The 21,240-nt window shown below is 31.8% G+C and carries 15 protein-coding genes; all 15 read left to right on the top strand.

Annotation, left to right across the window (positions count from 1 at the left end; translation table 11 throughout):
- Positions 1–205 precede the first annotated feature (205 nt).
- The 15 genes from CHRY9293_RS07520 to CHRY9293_RS07450 all read left to right on the top strand — a co-directional run bounded on the left by CHRY9293_RS07520 (position 206) and on the right by CHRY9293_RS07450 (position 20,978).
- The gene (locus CHRY9293_RS07520) at positions 206–3,691 is read left to right on the top strand and encodes a T9SS type A sorting domain-containing protein (RefSeq protein ID WP_162032443.1); all 3,486 of its coding nucleotides are present in this window, start codon (positions 206–208) and stop codon (positions 3,689–3,691) included.
- Positions 3,692–3,944: 253 nt separating this feature from the next.
- Positions 3,945–6,506: a type I DNA topoisomerase gene (topA, locus tag CHRY9293_RS07515; protein WP_162032442.1), complete on the top strand. Its 2,562-nt coding sequence runs from the start codon at positions 3,945–3,947 to the stop codon at positions 6,504–6,506.
- A gap of 98 nt (positions 6,507–6,604) precedes the next feature.
- Positions 6,605–7,675 carry a formimidoylglutamase gene (locus CHRY9293_RS07510; protein ID WP_162032441.1) on the top strand — a complete coding sequence of 357 codons (1,071 nt, stop codon included), beginning with the start codon at positions 6,605–6,607 and terminating at the stop codon, positions 7,673–7,675.
- 3 nt (positions 7,676–7,678) lie between these two features.
- Positions 7,679–8,683, top strand: a complete 1,005-nt coding sequence (locus CHRY9293_RS07505; protein ID WP_162032440.1) for a glycosyltransferase family 2 protein — start codon at positions 7,679–7,681, stop codon at positions 8,681–8,683.
- Positions 8,684–8,768: 85 nt separating this feature from the next.
- Complete coding sequence (locus tag CHRY9293_RS07500) at positions 8,769–9,893, top strand: glycosyltransferase family 4 protein (protein ID WP_162032439.1); 1,125 nt, start codon at positions 8,769–8,771, stop codon at positions 9,891–9,893.
- Positions 9,894–9,922: 29 nt separating this feature from the next.
- Entirely contained in the window at positions 9,923–10,795 is an 873-nt protein-coding gene (locus CHRY9293_RS07495; protein WP_162032438.1) for a polysaccharide biosynthesis/export family protein, read from the top strand.
- Between the two features lie 2 nt (positions 10,796–10,797).
- Entirely contained in the window at positions 10,798–13,293 is a 2,496-nt protein-coding gene (locus tag CHRY9293_RS07490) for an exopolysaccharide transport family protein (RefSeq protein ID WP_162032437.1), read from the top strand.
- Between the two features lie 214 nt (positions 13,294–13,507).
- Positions 13,508–14,401: a DUF6089 family protein gene (locus CHRY9293_RS07485; RefSeq protein WP_122635458.1), complete on the top strand. Its 894-nt coding sequence runs from the start codon at positions 13,508–13,510 to the stop codon at positions 14,399–14,401.
- A 4-nt stretch (positions 14,402–14,405) separates the two neighbouring features.
- On the top strand, positions 14,406–15,155 hold the full coding sequence (gene uppS / locus CHRY9293_RS07480) for a polyprenyl diphosphate synthase (protein ID WP_162032436.1): 750 nt from the start codon (positions 14,406–14,408) through the stop codon (positions 15,153–15,155).
- 28 nt (positions 15,156–15,183) lie between these two features.
- Positions 15,184–17,724 carry an outer membrane protein assembly factor BamA gene (gene bamA, locus CHRY9293_RS07475; RefSeq protein WP_122545329.1) on the top strand — a complete coding sequence of 847 codons (2,541 nt, stop codon included), beginning with the start codon at positions 15,184–15,186 and terminating at the stop codon, positions 17,722–17,724.
- 8 nt (positions 17,725–17,732) lie between these two features.
- A complete protein-coding gene (locus CHRY9293_RS07470; protein ID WP_122545975.1) occupies positions 17,733–18,287 on the top strand; it encodes an OmpH family outer membrane protein in 555 nt (184 codons plus the stop codon).
- Between the two features lie 63 nt (positions 18,288–18,350).
- Positions 18,351–18,851, top strand: coding sequence for an OmpH family outer membrane protein (locus CHRY9293_RS07465; protein WP_162032435.1), 501 nt, complete (start codon positions 18,351–18,353; stop codon positions 18,849–18,851).
- Between the two features lie 75 nt (positions 18,852–18,926).
- The gene (locus CHRY9293_RS07460; protein ID WP_122545327.1) at positions 18,927–19,412 is read left to right on the top strand and encodes an acyl-CoA thioesterase; all 486 of its coding nucleotides are present in this window, start codon (positions 18,927–18,929) and stop codon (positions 19,410–19,412) included.
- Complete coding sequence (gene rfbD, locus CHRY9293_RS07455; protein WP_162032434.1) at positions 19,412–20,272, top strand: dTDP-4-dehydrorhamnose reductase; 861 nt, start codon at positions 19,412–19,414, stop codon at positions 20,270–20,272. Before CHRY9293_RS07460 ends, rfbD begins: the two co-directional genes overlap by 1 nt.
- A 13-nt stretch (positions 20,273–20,285) precedes the next feature.
- The gene (locus tag CHRY9293_RS07450; protein WP_162032433.1) at positions 20,286–20,978 is read left to right on the top strand and encodes a hypothetical protein; all 693 of its coding nucleotides are present in this window, start codon (positions 20,286–20,288) and stop codon (positions 20,976–20,978) included.
- Positions 20,979–21,240: the final 262 nt, after the last annotated feature.

Raw genomic sequence — 21,240 nt, 5'->3', positions numbered from 1 at the left:
GGTTTTTATTGAATATTTTTATTTAGTATAATATTTTTATTGAATATTGAATTTAATTAATATAAAATTGGTAGTTTTATATTAATTTTTTTATTTATAAAATTATCAATTAAATTATTAAAATAATATTTAGATAATTGATGATTTTAATCAATCATAGGCTTGGGTATTGTACTGTTTTTAAAAGACACCAAATAGTAAGGATATGAAAAAATCAATAAAAAACTTAGTGGCAATTTTTTGCTTAGTGTCGGTTGGGGTTTATTCCGAAAATGTAAGAGTAAACAATTTGAGAGATTCTGAATCGCTATTTAAAGATTTAGACTCCTTAAAGAAAAAAAACGTAAAGGATATTGAGGATAAAGGGTTATCTATTCATTCATCAAATATAATTCAACAAACAACAAAAATACAAACTGTGCCTCAGTTGGCAGATTGGTCAAAGGCTCCTAATAGTTATATTTTTGACCCCTCTCTGAGTAGTGATGGATTATATATTCCTGTAAAAAAGGCATATGTCATGTGGAGAGATGATAAATATATGGGAGGGAAGGAAATTCCATCAGGTAAGCTTACAGCCAATGTATTATGGGAAGATGTACAGGGCTTGATCAAATCAGACGCAGCATATTCATTGGAAATTTTTGGGTCGGGAGAAAATGCCAAAATAAAAGTGCCTATTAACAAATCGAGAGAAGGAAATGCGGTTATTACTTTTAGTGTAAACAATGAAATTTATTGGTCGTGGCACGTTTGGGTGACAGATGATCCTACAAAAGGTTCTACATACAGAAGTTTTGAAAATCTTAAAAGAATCCGAAATAATAATGTGATAGAATCAATTCCCGCTTCTGATTGGAAATGGATGGATAGAAATTTAGGAGCTATCAGTAGTTCTATAACGGGAGCGGAATGGAATAGAAATGGAGGGTTACTTTATCAATGGGGAAGGAAAGACCCAATGCCGCCTTTAGTAATGAAAGGAAATGGCTTTTACGAAGCTTCAGGAAGAATAGGTAGGGTAAGGCACAGAGGGGCTAAAAATTTTACTAATGCTATTAGTTTTGATGCCCTTCGAAAATTTGTGACATTTTCAAATGCTAGTGTAGGTAATAATATAAGACTTTCTGTAAGAAATCCGTTGAGTCTAATCTACGTGAATAAAGATGATAATTCGGGCCCCGCTTATTATAATAACAATACCAATTTGCCGGTTAACTGGTTTGGAAGATATAGTGAGTTAAAAGACAACCAACTTTCCGAACTTAATTTATGGTCAGATAATTCGCAAGGTAAAATTGATGCCAACTACAAAGTTGATAATAGTGCTAGACCATATAGGGATAAGTCTTCTTATGATCCCTGCCCGAATGGTTGGAGAATACCTTCTATGTTGGTGGCTAATCTAGCTTCTCCTACTTATGTGGATGATATAAGAGTTGATTTTTCGCCCTATGGGCTGAGAACTAATCTTGGGGTAAATACTTTTGAAGCTAATCAATATCATAAAGTAAAGCCTACAGACACCAATGTTCCTGCTTTTATGAAAGGTTTTAGGATGTTTACTAATGGAGGATATGATCTATCCAATGTAGGAGGATATAAGATGGGTGTCTTTCCAGGGACAGGACAAATAATTTTGCATGCACACGAAGGTCAATATACAGATCAACATCATACCGCTTTATGGACTGCCACTATGACTCGACATTTTGATCAAACTCCTTCTATTGGGGCGCGAGGATTATTTATGGTTCCAGACAAAGATCAACCAGATATTCCGGATCCTAATTTTCCTAATGTTAAAGGAAGATACTTTTACGAGCCTCTTGATAATATGCCAACAGCAGATGCCAATGGATGTAGATGTATTAGAGATCCTTTATATGTTATCGATGACTATAATTTTCCAACAGAATATATAGCCTACGAAGAAGAATATAAGGAGGGACTTGATAATCCTAATTCTTATCAATTGGTAAAAAATACAATTAATTCAACAATAGAGATCCCCATTAATAAAGCTTTTGCGGTACAAAGCGGACTATTGAATAACAAAAGTATACTGAGCACTACAAGTTTTAATAATCTTAAAGCAAATGTTCTTTGGACAACAAATTCTAATTTGATTAGTACAGTTTTGGTCAACAATCCTTCTCCCAATTCATTGAGCGAATTATCAGCGTCTAGTATTGTGGTAGGAATTAGAGCTAACCAAAGTGGAAATGCGGTTGTCACTTTACATAATGGAAGTATTTCTAACCCTGTGTATTGGAGTTGGCATATCTGGGTTACTGATACTCCGATAGCATCTGTGAAATATACTACTGAGCTTCCGGTCGCTAATATAACAAACTATGTGAATTATGTGGAAAAGGCTGATGTAATTTTAGAAACAGAATTTATGGATAGAAATTTGGGAGCAGTAGATGCTTTCCCAACAGTAGTAAATCCACTTACTCCAACAACAGCAGAAATGGCAAGGATAAGATCAGCAACGGGTTTACATTACCAATGGGGAAGAAAAGACCCTATTCCGATATTTCAAAATGCAGATAATAGAGCGTCATATAATGTTTTTTTAGGAAGTACCACAACAAATGGAACTGTGAGTTATACAACACTTCCTATGGCAACCTATAATAACCTTTCAGGAGGATATATTGTAGCTTATAATACCTATACAAACTCTTCTAACGCTAATGTTTTAGTATCAGATAAAACTTCGGAAAAAATAGCTAAAGTATTGTCTTATTCGGTTAGAAACCCGCTAGTTTATATGATACCTAGTACCTTTGCCCCTTATAATAGTGCGACGCCTACTTATACCAATGGAACAGACTGGTTGCTTAATGAGCCCAATCTTGCCTCAGACAGATGGGGTAGAGGAGGTGATAAGTCTCCATTTGATCCTTGTCCGGAAGGTTGGCGAATTCCAGATATAACAAATACCACTTTTGTTGTGAATCAAGATTTTGGGATTACACCATGGTATAAAAAAGATAAAAATGTAGGAACATTATATAGCATTATTAATGATTACTCTGGAACCCGAGTGAGAAACCCTAGTACAACCAGCACTATTGGATATACATTTAATAATTCGACATATCCAATAGGTAACTATCCGAATTCAGGAACTAGAGGATTCAGAACAGTCACTGGAAATCAGACTCCTCAAGGAACATTTGATTTTGTAAACTTTCAGTATCCAGGAATATGGACCGCTGCGTTAAACTCAAACTATATTGGAAGGCCTATTAGCCTTTGGTTTGATACAGCTTCCACGGCAAATAGAATGATTGCCTTCCACGATAATAATGATCCGTATTTTGGAATGAGTTGTCGTTGTGTAAAGGTAGAATATAATAATGATGGAGATGAGCAAAGTCCGATTTCATCATTCCCAATTACCTCTTTACCAGGAGTAACGTTTCAACCTAGAACCATTGAGTCTGATGACAAGATCATAACAGATAGAATAGTATTATTTCCTAATCCTGTAGAAAATATGCTGTATATTAAAGGGGCTGAGGGTAAAAAATATTCTTATCAGATTTTTAATATGTCTGGTCAAATCATAAAATCAGGAATATTTGAAAATAATCAAGCAGATGTTTCTTCATTAGCCTCGGGTGTTTATTTAGTGAAAATTAATGCTGAAATACTTATGAAGATGATAAAAAGATAAGTATAAATTAAGGATAAAGTAATTATTTTATCCTTATTTATTTTAATGTAAATTTTATTTAATTACAATATAAAACTTTATTTACAAATAAAAGATTCAGCTTTTTAATCATGGCTTTAGATGCTTTCTGAATCATTTTAAATAGGATGATTTTTTGAATTAATTGTTGATTAACTAATCTTAATTGTTAAATTAGATCATCGTAACAAAAAGTATCTAATAAAAAAGCTTTACTTTTGCAAAAATTTCTAGAATGTCGAAAAATTTAGTAATCGTCGAGTCTCCGGCAAAAGCAAAAACTATTCAGAAATATTTAGGAAAAGATTTCGAAGTAAAATCCAGCTTTGGACACATTCGTGATCTCCCTAAAAAAGGAATGGGTATAGACCTTGCCACATTCAATCCTGATTACGAAGTTTCTGCGGATAAAAAGAAATTGGTGACAGAATTAAAGGCTGCCGTAAAAAAAGCGGAAATGGTTTGGTTGGCTTCCGATGAAGACCGAGAGGGGGAAGCTATTGCTTGGCATTTATCAGACGAATTAAAGTTAAAACCCGAAAATAGAAAAAGGATTGTTTTTCATGAAATTACAAAGAATGCTATTCTGAAAGCGATTGATAATCCTAGAGATATTGATCAAAACCTTGTAAATGCTCAACAAGCACGAAGAGTTTTGGATAGGATCGTAGGTTTTGAAATGTCACCGGTATTATGGAAAAAAATTAAACCAGGATTATCTGCCGGAAGAGTTCAGTCCGTTGCTGTAAGATTAATTGTTGAAAGAGAGAAAGAAATCCGTGAGTTTATACCAAGAGCGAGTTTTAAATTAGATGGAGTTTTCTTAAATAAAGCTGAACAAGAAATTACAGCTAAGCTAAAGAAGGATTTTGAAAAAGAAGAAGAAGCAGAGAAGTTTTTAGCACAGGCAAAAGATACGGAATTCAAAGTGTTGAATGTAGAAACAAAGCCTGGATCTCGTTCTGCATCGGCCCCTTTTACAACCTCCACATTACAACAAGAAGCTTCCTCAAGGTTAGGATATAATGTGACTACAACGATGCGCCTTGCGCAAACTCTTTATGAAGAAGGGCATATTACTTATATGAGAACTGACTCTGTGAACCTTTCTCAAGAGGCTATTGAAGGAGCAAAAAAACAAATTATCTCAGAATACGGAGATGAATACTCTTCACCAAGAAATTATACTACCAAATCAGCCTCAGCTCAAGAAGCTCACGAAGCAATTCGTCCAACGGATTTTGGGTTGAAAAGTATTGGCGATAATCAATTAAATAGGCTGTATCAGTTAATTTACAGAAGAACACTTGCTTCTCAAATGGCCAATGCAAAAATTGAGAAAACAGTAATTGAAATTGGAAATTCAAAACTTCCACAACAATTTGAAGCACAGGGAGAGGTGATTATCTTTGATGGGTTTTTGAAAGCATATGGTATTGTAAAAACGGAAGAGGATGATGATGAGAATAATGAAAAGCTATTGCCAAAAGTATCCATTGGAGAAATATTAGAATACAAAAAAATTACAGCAACAGAAAAGTTTACCAGACCGAGTGCCCGATATACAGAAGCAGGGTTAGTAAGAAAGCTTGAAGAGCTGGGAATTGGACGTCCCTCAACATATGCACCTACTATTCAGACTATTCAAAATCGTGAATATGTTGATAAAAGAGAAATAGAACCACAAATAAGAGAAGTGATTAAGATTTCTCTGACAAAAGATAAAATAAAAAAAGAAGTCCTTGAAGAAAAATTTGGTGGAGATAAAAATAAATTTATTCCAACAGATATTGGAGAGGTGGTCAATGATTTTCTAACAGATAATTTTAAAGAAATTTTAGATTATGGTTTTACTGCACGAGTAGAAGAAGGTTTTGATGAGATTGCAAATGGAGGTCAAAAATGGAAGGAAATGATGACGAACTTCTATTCAAAATTTCATCCAATTATTCAGGACGTTGAAGAAAATGCAGATCGTGCCAATGGAGATCGATTATTAGGGATTGATCCTAAAACAGGTAAAAATGTTCATGCAAGAATAGGTCGATTTGGAGCTATGATCCAGATTGGAGAAACTGATGATGAAGAAAAGCCAACTTTTGCCTCATTAATGTCTGGCCAAAATATTGCCACAATAACCTTGGAAGAAGCTCTTGAGCTTTTCAAGCTGCCTTTTGATTTAAATGAGTTTGAAGGTAATCCGGTCTCTGTAGGAGTAGGAAGATTTGGGCCCTATGTTAAATGGGGAGAAACATACATAAGTATTCCAAAAGGTGAAGACCCACTTTCAGTAAACCAGAACAGAGCAGAAGAAATTATTAATGAAAAGAAAAAAGCAGATGCTCCTATTGCTAGCTATAAAGGAGAGCCTGTAACAAAGGGAACCGGAAGATTTGGACCTTTTATAAAATATAAAGATATTTTTGTGAACGTACCCAAAAGATACAATTTTGATAATCTTTCACAAAATGATATTAACGAATTAATCGATGCAAAATTAGAGAAAGAAGCAAATCGTTATATCCAGCAATGGGAAAAAGAAAAAATATCCATCGAAAATGGAAGGTGGGGGCCTTTTATCAAATTTGGTAAAGCCATGTTTAAGATTCCAAAGAAAAAAGATGATACCAAATATGAAGCTGATGAACTAAAGCAGATTTCTCTCGATGAGGTAAAAAAATGGATTACCGATCAAGATAAAAATGCTTTTGCGGAGAAAAAGAAACCCACTGCTAAAAAAGCTACAGCTCCTAAGAAAGAGAAAGTTGTTAAAAAGGTAACTTCAAAAAAGAAATAGTAAGTCAAAAGCCGTTAACATTGTTGTTAGCGGCTTTTTAATGCTTGGTAAATAATTTTATTTTAATATTTTTGGTATGAATTAAGAAATATTGAAGCATGAATTTTGAAGATTTTATTATTTCGCCTAAGAGTTTCAAAACTGAAAGCTGGCAGATTGGTAATTTGATCACAAAAGAGATTAAAGAAGATAGTATCGTTCTTCTATTTGTATCAGATTATAGAGGAGCTAATGGAGATGCGGAAATGCAGGATTTTTCGAATATTAGAAAGACATTTTATCGACTCTCCCGATTGGATTTCGAAATTCCGATTGTAGATTTAGGGGATTTAGTTTCGGGGAAATCAGTTCAGGACTCTCATTACATTTTACAGGAAGTTTTATCAGCTTGTCATTATAAACGAGCCATTCCGATTATTATTGGAGGATCCAATGATTTTGCTTTTTCATTATTTTCGGCACTAAATTTTCATCAAAAAAATATCAACTATACACAAATTAGTAATGTTATATCACTTAAACAAGGAGATAATATTAATGAGGATACTTTTTTGGGCAAAATTTTGAGTTCTAAAACTTTTTCTATTAAAAACTATCATCATTTAGGATATCAAAAGCATTTAAATGAAATGGATTCTGTAAAACTTATTAAAGAGGTTGAGTTTGATATCGTTCGCCTTGCTGAAATGATGAATTCTACAGAAAAAACAGAGCCGTTTTTTAGAAAAGCAGATTTGGTCACTATAAACTGTGATGCTGTCGAGAGTTTTGCAGAACCTTTTTCGATGAATCCACAAGTAAATGGCTTGAATAAAAGAGAAATCTGTGCCTATATGAAAGAAGTAGGTTTAAGTGAAAATATCAAATCTATAGGCTTATTTAATTATAATATTTATTCTGAAAATCAATTAAATCAACAGCTATTAGCACAAATGATTTGGTATTTAATAGAAGGCATTAATATTCAACGATCTCATCCAAAAGAACGTCATTATGAGATTTTTTATGTGCTGGTTGATGATAGAGAATATTCTTTTAAGAGAGATACCTTTACTAATTTATGGTATTTCGGAGAGGATGAAAATATAGAAAATTGTATTCCTTGTTCAAGAAAAGATTTTGATGAAGCCAAAAAAGGTTGGTTAAGTTCACGGCTGACGAAAATATAATCTATGGTAATAAATGTTCCCCCAAAAGTTTCTATTGTTGTTCCGGTGTATAATGTCGAAAATTATTTGGCAAATTGTCTTGATTCATTGGTTCACCAGACCCTTCAAGAAATTGAAATTATTGTTATAAATGATGGAAGCAAAGATCGTTCTGGAAAAATCATTAAAGAGTATACCCAACAGTATCCTGAAAAAATTAAAGCTTTTGATAAAGAAAATGGAGGATTAAGTGATGCTCGTAATTTTGGAATTGACAGATCAACCGGAGATTTTATTGGTTTTGTAGATAGTGATGATTATGTCACAGAAACTATGTTTGAAGAGATGTATCACTTAGCTGAAAAACATCAGTCTAAAATGGTTATTTGTAATATTCAGAAGGTAGACGAATTGGGGAAAATTGTTCAAAAGCTTACACAAATACCTAATATGCCGGAAAAAATAAAGCTGGAAGATAACTTTTCAATTTTTTCAGATTTAAGTTACTTTGCATGCAATAAACTTTTTCATAAAAGCCTTTTCAAAACAAAAAGATTCAAAACCGGAGCTCATTTTGAAGATATTCAGCTTATTCCTCAACTTTTATTAGAGTGTGAGATCATTGCTCAGACTCAAAGTTTTCATTATCAGTACTTAGAGCGTAAAGATTCTATAACAAAAACACATACGGAGAAAGGCTTAGATATATTAAAAGCAGTAAAAGACGTAGAAGAAATATTTGAAAAATCTAAATATTCAGATAAAAAAAAAGAACTGAAAAATTTTCAAATCTTTGAAGGGGTATATTCTTTTCTGGCTTATCTTGCTTTTGTTAAAAAAGAGGAAACTTTTTATCTGATGGCGTCTGAGCTTGAGCAATTTATGAGAAATAGAAATATTAAAATTAAAGATATCTTAAACTATAGTCGTTTTGATAAAAATTATCTTCTATATTTGCCTCTGAAAAAAAAGATATTTTATCTACTTTTTTTTGCAGGACAAAAAAAATTGATAAGAAAAATAATTTAAACACAAATGTTAAAGTACTGTTATGTCGATAGGCCTTTTGGATATTCCATTTACATAAGTCTGTAATAAAGTACTTAAAAGAAAAATGAAAAATTTTGAATTGTTCTTAACTCTAATGGGGATTCCTATTTTTTACGTGAAAATAGGATTGGGATTCTTATTTTCTTTTTTTATAACTTTTTATTCTATACCTACAATAATTAAAATATCCAAAAGAAAAAATCTTATGGATGAGCCAGGTATTAGGAGCTCTCATCTTCGAAGAATACCAAATCTAGGAGGAATTGCCGTTTTTTATTCAATAGGTATATGTGCCTCGATTTTTGCATATGAGCTTTTTGATCTGTATAAGTTCTTATTTGCTTCTTTGATTATCCTTCTTTATATCGGGGTGATGGATGATATTGTGGTAATGAGAGCTTACAAAAAACTTGTTGCACAAGTAGTTGTTTCATCTATTATTGTAATAGGGTCAGATATAAGGATAAGAAGTTTATTTGGTATACTGGGTATCTATGAATTAGAATATTTTATAAGTGTATTCTTTAGTATTATTACATTTATTATTCTTATTAATGCATTTAATCTAATAGATGGTATTGATGGACTTGCTGGAGGATATTCTGTTATTTGTAGTGCGCTTTTTGGGGTAAGTTATTATAGATTAGGTGAATATAATTATCCATTAGTCGTTTTTTCTGTAATTATTATCGGAGCTGTTTTAGCTTTCTTATATTATAATCTCTCCAATGAAAGAGCTAACAAAATATTCATGGGAGATACAGGTTCTATGCTTTTAGGATTCTTATTGGCTTTTACCTCAATTTGTTTTATTGATATTTTCATTGATAAAGACCTACCTAACGTTCCTAGATATCACCTACAATCTGCTCCGGTAGTCGCTGTTGCAATATTGATTCTTCCAATCGTAGATACCTTGAATGTTATTGTAATAAGGTTATATAATAAGAAATCTCCTTTTGAAGCGGATAAAAATCATATACACCATAAATTACTTAAACTTAATCTTACCCATAGAAGAGCAAGCTTTTATATTATATTATACTATGTTATGATCGTGGCTATAGCCTATTTCTTGAGACATATAAATATAAATATACTTTTGGTGATTATATTAATACTGGGTTTTTTAGGTGCTTATTTACCTAATTTTATATATGTTTTTAAGAACAAAAAAAGTAACAATTAATTTTTTATTTTTGTAAACAACTTAGAAGTATGATGAAGAATTATAAATATTTATTCCTTTTGATATTACCTTTCCTTTTTACATCTTGTATTACAACAAAAGATGTAAGATACATGCAGCCAAATGAGAGCCTTGTCATTAACGAGGAAGGATTAGTCCCCTATAATATTCCTATTTATAGAATTTCAAAGAATGACATCCTAAACCTCAATATTGTTACAACTCCTAAAGGTGATGCAGCTCAGTTTTATTCTTCCCTGAATACAAATACTGTAGGAAATGGTGGACAAACAAATGTTCCGATAAATCAAGGAGCAGTTAATATTGGTGCTAATGGAGGTGGAGTAGGAGGAAATTCAATGTATTATTTTAATGGCTTAAAAGTCGACTCCAAAGGAGATATTCATGTTTTTGGAATTGGCTATATCAAAGCAGAAGGGAGAACAATTGAGGAGGTGTCCCAAGAAATTCAAGATAAAGTGAATGAAAACTTTCAAGATGGGAAGTCAGAAGTAAGATTAAATACAAACGGGATTACTTATTATATCCTTGGAGATGTCGAAACAACAGGCGTTACAGGTGAAAAAGTAGCCCATAAGAATACACTGACTATCACAGAAGCACTAGCTATTAATGGAGGATTAAATAGAACCATTGATAGAAAGAGCATTGTAATCCATAGAAAGTTACCTGAAGGAATCAAAATTGCAAAAATAGACCTTACTCGTGAAGATGTAATGAACTCACCTTACTATTATGTACAAAATGGTGATGAAATTTATCTTAATACGAGAGGGAAAAGTTTAAATGGATTTGGAAAAGATCCTATCCAGACTTTAACTACTGGGGTATCTGTAATTACTACGGCGTTGTCAATTTATTTACTTCTTAAAAATCTTTAATCATGATTCCAGAAAAAGACGCGAAGGTAGAGAAGAATGACTCTCAAAAAGAAAAATACGGTTCTTTTACCTTATTTAATATTGAACATTTCTTAGGAAGGACATTAAAAAACTGGTATTGGTTTGTCTTGATGCTTTTTATTGGTTACTGTATTTCGTGGGTATATGGTAAATATTATGCGCAAAATATTTATGCCTCAGATTTATCATTGAGTGTTTCCAATAATACAGCAAGTTACTTTACGCCTAACCAGTCTATTAATTTCATTTGGGGACAAAATGGAAATCAGGATGGAATCTATTTAAAGAAAATGCTCTTGTCAAGATCTCATAATGAGTTTCTTGTGAAAGAACTTGATCTTTTTGTTAGCTATTCTACAAAAGGAACGATAAAAACTACCTACCTAGATAAGGATGATTCGCCGGTTTTCCTAGAAATTGATAGAAAACACCTTCAACAAATCAATTATCCAATTACTCTGATTCCTAAAGGAGGAAATACATATGAAGTAAATTTACCTGATAAAGGAGAAGGAACAAGCTTATATAGCTATGAAGCTGAAGGACTTCAAAATGTGGCCCCATATCCAAGACCAGCTAATAAAATTATTAAAGTCGGTGAGTGGTATACTTCTCCAAATCTAAAATTTAAGCTTTTACCAAATCCTGTATCTACACAAATAAAATTAGATAATATTATAGTTAATCTTAGTTCGGTTAATCAATCGGTTAATGATATCGTTTCAACGATGTCTGTAGAGTTTGATAAGGAGATTGGTTCTATAATGATTATCACTAAAAAAGGGTACAATCTTAATGGTGCTGTAAACTTCTTAAATAGATCTGTGAGTCAGCTACAAAAGAAAAGAGAGGCTGATAAAATGATTGTAGATAAGAATACCGCAATTTATCTTAAAAAGAATTTAGATACAGTAAGGAAAAAACTAGATTCTAGTGCAACTATACTGAACTATTTAAAGACTTCCGAAAAGCTTTATGATATTAAAAATAGAGATGAGAAAACTTTATTGGAAATTAAAGATTTAGAAGCTAAAAAAGCAGATATAGAAAGCAAGTTAAGTTCTTTGAATAGTATTAGAAACTCGATTGATGTAAAAGATTTTGATGGAATGATCAGTACAGATGCAGCAGGGTTTAAGGATGGAGCCTTTTCGGCTACCGTATCAGAGCTAAAAGCACTGTATGAAAAGAGAAGAGAAATGTCTACTATTTATACGCAGAATTCTGAACCTATAAAGGAAATAAACAGATTAATAAATGAGACTCGTTTCAATTCTTCTGGTTTATTAAGGAATTATTATACAGTGTATTATAATGAGATTAGTAAAATTAATCAAAGAATCTCTGATGCAAATGCAGAATTATCTGGCTATCCTGAAAAAGAAAGAAAATATCTGGACGCAGAAAGAGGCTACAATATGATTGCTGCAACATATAATAGTCTTTTGTCAAGACAAAATGATACACAAATGAAAATGGCGGCTAATCAGTCAGATGTCACAGTTATTGACCCCGCTAAAAATCTAGGGCAGATGCCAATCGGTCCTAATGTTAAGGGTACAAAAGCTGCAATCATAGTGGGATTATTACTCTTGCCTCTCTTATTTATATTAATTGGAGAACTTCTAGACACTAAGATTAGAAATATTAAAGAGCTTATTAATGCTACAAAAATTCCTTTACTCGGAGTAATTGGAAATAATAATAATGCCAATATGCTTACGGTTTTAGAACAACCTAAATCATCTGTATCGGAAGCATTCCGAGGAATAAGAGCAAATATGAGGTTTTTATCTATTGAAAATGGTAAAAGTAAAGTTATTCTCGTTACTTCATCTATTGGAGGAGAGGGTAAAACCTATATTTCGATAAACTTAGCTTCAGTTCTTGGTTTGAGTGATAAGAAGACAATCTTATTAGGAATGGACTTGAGGAAACCTAAAATTTTCGGTGATTTTAATATTAATAATCAGTATGGTATATCAAACTATTTAACAGGTGAGGTGTCAATTGATCAGATTATTAATAAAACGAAAATTCCTAATCTCGATGTAGCTACTTCTGGACCTATTCCTCCCAATCCATCTGAGCTTTTGATGAGTTCAAGAAACATTAAATTTATTGAAGAGCTTAAAGATATTTATGATTATATTATCATTGATTCACCACCGGTGGGCTTAGTGGCCGATTCATATGAGTTGATGAAATATTCGGATGCAAATATTTACGTAGTTCGTCATGAATATACTGAACAGTATATGCTAAAAATGATTACCGAGAAATATCATAATGGAGAAATAGAACATTTAGGGCTTGTATATAATGACTATAATACGAAGCAAGGTTATGGCTATGGTTATGGCTACGGTTACGGTTATGGCTACGGTTATGGTTACTTTGATGAAGATAAAAATTATAAAGAACCGTTATTAATAAGGCTAAGAAATAGGGTAAGGTCTATGATTAGTAAGAAGTAAAACTATTTAGCCCTCAATTAATGAGGGCTATTTCATGGTCATACATGTAAAATCTATTAAAAAAAGAATATTTTTGATTCTTTACCGTTTACTTTATAACAAATTATGTTTTTTTGTTTATTTTTAACGAAACATTAAGATTATCATTAATATAAAAAAGTTTTATATTTGCAAAAATTAATTTTTAATTATAACTATAAATCCATATTCTTTTATGAATAAAAAATTATTGTTTAGCTTCCTTGCCGCTTTAGGGACTGTGGTGAGTATTAAAGCACAAAGACACGAACTTGGAGTTCGGTTAGGTATGAGCAGCCTAGTAGGGGATATAGGAAGAACAAACTATATTTTACAAAAGCCATTGGATTTAAGTAGAGCATCAGAATGGGGGGTGCCGATTTATGGAGGTGTACTATATCGATTTAATTTTAATCCTTATCAAACTGTTAGATTAGACCTTGGATATAATCAGATTCAATTTAGTGATAAAGTTGCGAAAGAAGATTATAGAAGAAATAGAGGAGCATTTGGGAAAAATGATGTATATGAAGCGAGTTTGGTTTTCGAATATAATTTCTTCCCGGTAAATAATGAACAAAAAAGTATGGTAAGCCCTTATATTTTTGGAGGTATAGGAGGTTTGATGTTTGATGCCCCAAAAGCTACATTGGTAAACGACTTTAGAAGAGATGCAGATGGAGTAGCTCAAGCTCCAATTAATGAATTGGATTTTACGACTACACCTATATATTCTACCGGAACAAAAACCACTATGACGATCCCTTTTGGAGTGGGTTTGAAATATAAATTTAATTATAACTGGGCTGTTTTTGCTGAAGCTACATTCAGATATACATTGACAGATCAATTGGATTATAGTAAAATTCTCACCAAAGATGTGGTATCTACCTATAATGGGGATATAGTGAATCCTGCTACAGGAGGATCTTTATTGCAATCTGGTGCATATCTTAGTGTATCAAAAGAACGAGAACAAGATTTTTTGGTTAAAAGAAATACAGGAGATACAAGATCTAAGGATTGGATCAATACATTCAGCCTAGGACTTACATACTCTTTTGGAAGACCTCCATGTTATTGTGATTAATAAGATGTCATTGATTAAAGATAAAATAAATTCTGAGAATTTACCAAAACATGTTGCTATTATCATGGATGGCAACGGAAGATGGGCTAAATCTCGTGGTGAAAAACGAACTTTTGGCCATAAAAATGCTATTGATGCAGTTAGAAATGCTATTAATGCATGTAATGAGATTAATATCCCATATTTAACATTGTATACCTTTTCCTCAGAAAATTGGAATCGTCCACCTGAAGAAGTGAATGCATTGATGAGTTTATTGGTGGAAACATTGTTACTAGAGGCCGATGAAATTTTCAGTAAAGGTCTAAGAATGCATGTTATTGGGAATATAGAGAAATTACCGCCATTAGTAAAAGAGCAATTACTTCGTGTAGTAGAGCTGACAAAAGATAATATAAAGGGAAATCTCGTATTAGCACTTAGTTATGGCTCACAAAACGAGATACTTAATGCCGTGAAAAATATTAGTGTCGATGTAAAAGAAGGAAAAGTTGATATTGATAGTATTGATCAAAAACTATTTGAGAGCTATCTCTATACTAAAGATTTTCCACCTGTAGACTTACTTATAAGAACAAGTGGTGAGATCAGAATAAGTAACTTCTTACTTTGGCAAATAGCCTACGCAGAATTGCAATTTTTAGATGTTCTGTGGCCAGATTTTACAAAAGATATTTTCTTTCAATGTATTGTAGATTATCAAAACAAAGAAAGAAGATACGGACTTACCGGCGACCAAATAAAAATCCAGTAAAAATTTAGAAAAGAAAGACTACGATAATATGAAGCTTAGACTATTACCCATCATAATGTTTGCAGCATCTGCACATTTTTATGGACAGGCTATTCCACAGGATAGTACAAAAATGAATACTCCTGTGCATACAGAAAACCAAGCGGGGACATATACATTAAAAGATATTGTTGTAGATGGGGTAAAAAAATATACGCCAGCTCAAATATTGAGATTTACAGGACTTACAAAAGGTGAAGCCGTGGATATTCCTGGACAAAAAATTAGTAATGCAATCAAAAAACTGTGGGATACTCAATCCTTTTCTGAGGTTGAAGTATATATTCAAAGTATTGAAGGAGAAACAGTTGTGTTGAAGTTTTATTTACAAGATCTTAAGGAACTTGGAGAGGTTAAATTTACAGGAAAGGGTATAGGAAAGTCCAAGAATGAAAAATTAGCAAAAGACAATAATCTTAAACCAGGAACGAAAATTACTCAAAATTTAGTTTCCAGTCTCAAAACAAATATTCCTAAAGACTATATTAAAAAAGGATTTGCAGATGCAAGAATATCTATTCAAGATAAAGTAAATGCAAGTGATCCTGCTTTAGTAGATTGGACAATTAATGTTGAGAAAGGTAAAAGAGTTAAAATCAATCATATAGAATTTGAAGGGAATGAACATGTAAGTGATGCAAAACTTAGGAAAAAAGCCTTCAAAGAAACTAAGCAAAAACGATTTGGAATTGGTGGTATTTTAAAGTCTTCAAAATACATTGAAGAAAAATATCAAGAAGATAAACAAAGTTTAATTAATTATTATAATTCTTTAGGGTATAGAGATGCTGCAATTATTTCCGATTCTGTTTGGAGAAATGATAAGAATAGGAATTATGAAATCAATGTAAAGCTTAAAGAAGGAAAACAATATTATATTGGAGATATTACATTTACAGGAAATACGGTATATGCTACAGAATATTTACAAAGACTTCTAGGATATAAAAAAGGAGATATTTATGATGCAGTAGGATTTAATAAAAAAGTGGGAGAAGATGGAGGTAAAGAAGATGACTCTGATATTAAATCGGTCTATATGAATAATGGATATCTTTTTTCCAATGTAACACCTGTGGAAAAATCCGTAGATGGAGATAAGATTAATCTGGAAGTTCGTATTAATGAAGGGGAAAAAGCAACATGGAATAAAGTAGCGTGGCAAGGGAATGTAACAACACATGACCATGTTATTCTTCGTTCGTTAAGAACAAAACCAGGAAATCTTTTCGCTAAAAGTGATATTAAAAGAACCTATTTTGATTTAGCAGGAATGTCATTTTTTGACCCTCAACAAATAGGACAAGATATTCAGCCAAACCAACAAGATAATACTGTGGATATTACATGGAAACTTGTTGAAAAAGGCTCTTCACAGGTGCAGCTACAAGCTGGTTATGGAGGAAATAGCTTTATTGGAACTTTAGGGCTAACATTTAATAATTTTTCCCTAAAAAACTTTCTTAAATTTAAAGATTTTAGACCTGTTCCTCAAGGGGATGGACAAACACTATCTATTCAGGCTCAAGCAGGACAATATTTCCAAAACTATGGAGTATCATTTACAGAACCGTGGGTATTTGGAACAAGGCCTACTGCACTTTCTGTGAGTTTAAATAACTCTAGAGTAAAATATTCGGATGCATATGGTGAGGCTCAAAAACTAAATATATTTTCGGCATCGGTCGGATTAAATAGATTGTTAAAATGGCCAGATGATTACTTTTCATTATACACTGGAATCCAATATCAAAACTATAATTTCAAAAATTACCCTTTTGATTTTGGAGGAACAACAGAATATTATGGAAGTGCTAATAACTTAAGTCTTAATATTGGCTTAAGCAGAAATTCTGCAGGAATTGATCCAATTTTCCCAACAATGGGTTCAAATATTGAATTATCAGGTAAATTTACACCTCCCTATTCATTATTTAATAATAAAGATTATTCAAAACTGAGTCCTACAGAAAAATATAAATGGATGGAATTTTACAAAATAAAATTCAAAGCAGATATTTATAATGAAGTGGTAGGGAAGCTAGTATTGAGGTCTTCGGCAGAAATGGGATTCATGGATGGGTATAATAAAGAATTAGGACCACCTCCTTTTGAAAGATTTTATGTAGGAGGTACAGGACTTTTTGGAGGTAGATTTGATGGTAGAGAGTTAATACCTTTAAGAGGGTATGAAAATGCGTCCACATTTGGAGGAGAATCTGATGATATTACTCAAAGAGGAGGGGGAACAATTTATAATAGGTTTACATTAGAGCTTAGATATCCAATTTCATTAAGTCAAACAGCCAAAATTTATGCCTTAACTTTTGCTGAAGGAGGGAATGTTTGGAACTCTTGGAGTAATTATAATCCATTTCAATTGAAAAGATCTGTTGGTTTTGGGGTAAGAGTATATATGGGAGCATTTGGTCTAATTGGATTTGACTTTGCTTATGGATTTGATAAAACAATAGGTGGAACAGATCCATCTGGATGGAAGACACACTTCTTAATGAACCAGTCATTATAAATCACAATATGAAAAATCTTAAAATCATTTTTACGTTTTTATTATTCTTGCTTTTTAGCTTTGGGAATGCACAGAAAATAGGTGTAGTAGATACAGATTATATACTAAACAAACTTCCTCAGTACAAAGAAGCAGAATCCAGACTAAATTCACAAATTGATACTTGGCAATCCGAGCTACAAAACTTACAATCAGAATACGAAAAAAAGCGATCCGCTTTTGAAAATGAAAAAGTATTGTTGGTTGGTGAACAGCTAAAGCTAAGAGAAAAGGAAGTAATGGATTTAGAAAAAAACGTTAAAACAACAACAAGTTTAAGGTTTGGAGCCAATGGAGAAATTACAAAGCTAAGAACAAATTTAGTTCAACCTTTTCAAGATCAGATTTGGAATGCAATTAAAACAATGTCCGAGAAAAATGGTTTGGGCATAGTTCTTGATAAAAGCAATAATGTTAATGTCATTTTTCTTCAAAAAAGATATGATTATACAGACAAAGTATTAGATATTTTACTTAAAGACACAGAAAAAGATAAAAAAAACAGTGCTAAAAGCAAAAAATAATTGTTAGAATTAACTTTTGCTAAAATTTAAAATCTAAAAATTAAATTATTTATTTTACCAATTATGAAAAAATTAAGCGTATTATTTGCAGCAGTAATGATGGTTGTGTCTGTAGGTACGGCAAAAGCTCAAAAGATTGCTACTTTAGATGTAATGGGCGTTCTTGATGCAATGCCAGAAAAGAAAAAAGCTGATGCTGACTTGAAAACTTTCTTAGATGCAAAACAGGCTGAAATCAAAAAGAAAGCTGATGCAGGACAAGCAAAATTAAAGCAGTATACAGATGAAGCTCCTAAAAAAACAGCTGAAGAAAACAAAGCCAGAGAAGCAGAATTATCAAAATTGAATGAGGAAATCAATCAGATGCAAGATAAAGCACAAAAAGATTTCGTAGCAAAAAGAGATACTGCATATGAGCCAATTGAGAAAAAATTAAATGAAATTGTGACAAAAGTTGCTAAAGATAAAGGTTACGATTACATTATGGACGCTAATTCTTCTGCATTTATTTATAGAGCAGGAATTGATGCTACACCAGATGTTAAAAAAGCATTAGGTCTTTAATCAATGAATGACAAATTAACAAAGATTTATAAAATTAGCCATCTCTCTTAGAGGTGGTTTTTTTATTTTTGTCAAATGAAAAACGAAGTATCAACTACGGTAAAAGTCAGATTTAGTGATTGCGATCCAATAGGGCATTTGAACAACGTAAAGTACTTGGAGTATATGTTTAATGCTAGAGAAGATCATGTAGAAACATTTTATGGATTTACCTATGAAGAATATACAAAAAAGACGGGATGTACTTGGATTGCAATACAAAATGAAATAGCTTATCTAAAAGAAGTAAGATATAATACACAAGTAATAATAAGTAGTAAAACGATTGAAATAGAGGATAGAACTTCAAAAATAGAAATAATAATGATGAGCCTTGATAGAAAGGTAGTTCATGCGGTACTTTGGGTTACCATAATCTACTTTAATCTAAAAAATAGAAAATCCGCAGTTCATCCCCCAGAAGTTAAAGATTTATTTCACCAATTTTACGTAGATTTAGAGCAAAAGGACTTTAAATCAAGAGTCAAGTTTTTAAGGTCGCAAAATGCAAAAAATTCATAATGAAAAAAATAGTAGTAATAGGAAGTAATGGGCAGCTAGGTAATTGTATGAAAAAAATAGCTCCAAATTTTGAACATGATTATGAATTTATTTTTACTGATTCAAATACGTTAGATATTACTAATGAGGATCAGATTAATGATTTTTTTTATAACAACAAACCTGAATTTTGTATAAATGCATCTGCTTATACAGCTGTTGATTTAGCAGAAAAGGAGGAAGAGAAGGCATTTACTATAAATGCAGAGGGAGTTGGTTTTCTAGCTCAGGCTTGCTCAGACTTTAAAACAGTCCTAATTCATGTTTCAACTGACTATGTTTTTGATGGTGAAACAAATCTTTGTTATTCCGAAGATGATTTTACAAATCCACAAGGAGTGTATGGTAGATCAAAGTTAAAGGGAGAAGAATTGGCTTTGGAACGAAACTTCGAAACAATTATTTTGAGAACTTCGTGGCTATATTCAGAATTTAATAACAACTTTGTTAAAACCATGCTTCATCTTTTTTCTCAAAAAGATGAATTAGGTATTGTGGCAGATCAATTTGGACAACCTACTAATGCAAATGATCTAGCAGAAACAATAATGAATATAGTGGAAGCTCCTAATAAAGAATTTGGCATTTATCATTTTTCTAACTATCCAGAGACGACTTGGTTTAACTTTGCAAAAAAAATAGCGGATTTTACAAACTCATCTATACTGTTGAAGCCATTAACCAGTGAGGAATATCCGACTGCAGCAAAAAGGCCTAAAAGGAGCACTATGTGTTTGGATAAAATTGAGGAAACTTATCATATTGAATTAAAACATTGGGAAAATAGTTTAGAAGAATGTATAGAAATTCTTTCAACATAAATTAATAATTATCATGAGAAATTTAAACATCTTATTTTTTATGTTTTTCATACATTTAGTTTCTACACAAAATGTGTTGTTAACCAAAGTTGAAAAAACCAACAATAATCAAGATAAGTTTTTATATAAAATAGAAAAAGAAGCCAATGATGCGCAATACTTAGGGGAAGTTGAAATACAAGGGTTTTCAAAAGATGACCAAGCTATTTTTTCGCTTATTTATAAAAAAGCAAAAGAAATTGGAGCTAATACATTTTTATTAAAGCCTTTTGAAAATGTAGATGGAACAAAGCAACCTTTTAATCCGGCTAATTATAAACTGGCTTTATATTATATGCCAAAAAATAAGCTGGTGAATCAAACTAATCGATTATATATATTTGCATCATCGGATAAAAATCAAAAAATTAATATTAATAAAGAAGATATTATAATCTCTCCAAGGTCTTATTTAGTGTTTAAGACAACACCAGATGAGATTTATACAATATCTACAAAAAAAATCCTGGGTTCTACAATAAAAATAAATCAAAAATTAGGTGATGATGCACAATATTTTCAAATATCCGCTACAAAAATTAAATCAGATGAATCTGGTGTAGGTGGTTTAAATTTAAAAAGTGGTGATATTAGGGGATTAGAAAAATCATTTGCCGAATTTTTAAGCATTATATATACTCAAAATAATATGGATTCGAGTCCATAATCTATGACTTTTAGATAAAATTAACCAGTGTTTCATTTTTTTATATCTAGTATTCAAATATTTAAGTGTTAAAAACTATTTAAAAGTAAATTTTATGTTAAATATATTTGGAAGTGTAGGTTAAAATAGAGTACTTTTGCCCCACTGAAAACGAGAGAATATCAGTAAAGCGCAGGAGAGCTTTTAGGTAAGCATTTAAGAATTATAGAGTACTAGGATATTAATAAAAAAGTTTTTAAAATTTTGCTTAAAAAATTTGCAA

The organism is Chryseobacterium potabilaquae (assembly GCF_902728265.1).
Classification (GTDB): Bacteria; Bacteroidota; Bacteroidia; order Flavobacteriales; family Weeksellaceae; genus Chryseobacterium; species Chryseobacterium potabilaquae.
The sequence above is the reverse complement of the archived record's forward strand: the minus strand, read 5'-3'. Positions and strand labels throughout refer to the sequence as shown.

Coding starts and splice junctions, on each gene's coding strand:
- CHRY9293_RS07465 (WP_162032435.1), top strand. CDS start 18,351: ATGAAAAAATTAAGCGTATTATTTGCAGCAGTAATGATGGTTGTGTCT.
- rfbD (WP_162032434.1), top strand. CDS start 19,412: ATGAAAAAAATAGTAGTAATAGGAAGTAATGGGCAGCTAGGTAATTGT.
- topA (WP_162032442.1), top strand. CDS start 3,945: ATGTCGAAAAATTTAGTAATCGTCGAGTCTCCGGCAAAAGCAAAAACT.
- CHRY9293_RS07500 (WP_162032439.1), top strand. CDS start 8,769: ATGAAAAATTTTGAATTGTTCTTAACTCTAATGGGGATTCCTATTTTT.
- CHRY9293_RS07470 (WP_122545975.1), top strand. CDS start 17,733: ATGAAAAATCTTAAAATCATTTTTACGTTTTTATTATTCTTGCTTTTT.
- CHRY9293_RS07495 (WP_162032438.1), top strand. CDS start 9,923: ATGATGAAGAATTATAAATATTTATTCCTTTTGATATTACCTTTCCTT.
- CHRY9293_RS07505 (WP_162032440.1), top strand. CDS start 7,679: ATGGTAATAAATGTTCCCCCAAAAGTTTCTATTGTTGTTCCGGTGTAT.
- CHRY9293_RS07485 (WP_122635458.1), top strand. CDS start 13,508: ATGAATAAAAAATTATTGTTTAGCTTCCTTGCCGCTTTAGGGACTGTG.
- CHRY9293_RS07460 (WP_122545327.1), top strand. CDS start 18,927: ATGAAAAACGAAGTATCAACTACGGTAAAAGTCAGATTTAGTGATTGC.
- CHRY9293_RS07490 (WP_162032437.1), top strand. CDS start 10,798: ATGATTCCAGAAAAAGACGCGAAGGTAGAGAAGAATGACTCTCAAAAA.
- CHRY9293_RS07450 (WP_162032433.1), top strand. CDS start 20,286: ATGAGAAATTTAAACATCTTATTTTTTATGTTTTTCATACATTTAGTT.
- CHRY9293_RS07520 (WP_162032443.1), top strand. CDS start 206: ATGAAAAAATCAATAAAAAACTTAGTGGCAATTTTTTGCTTAGTGTCG.
- uppS (WP_162032436.1), top strand. CDS start 14,406: ATGTCATTGATTAAAGATAAAATAAATTCTGAGAATTTACCAAAACAT.
- bamA (WP_122545329.1), top strand. CDS start 15,184: ATGAAGCTTAGACTATTACCCATCATAATGTTTGCAGCATCTGCACAT.
- CHRY9293_RS07510 (WP_162032441.1), top strand. CDS start 6,605: ATGAATTTTGAAGATTTTATTATTTCGCCTAAGAGTTTCAAAACTGAA.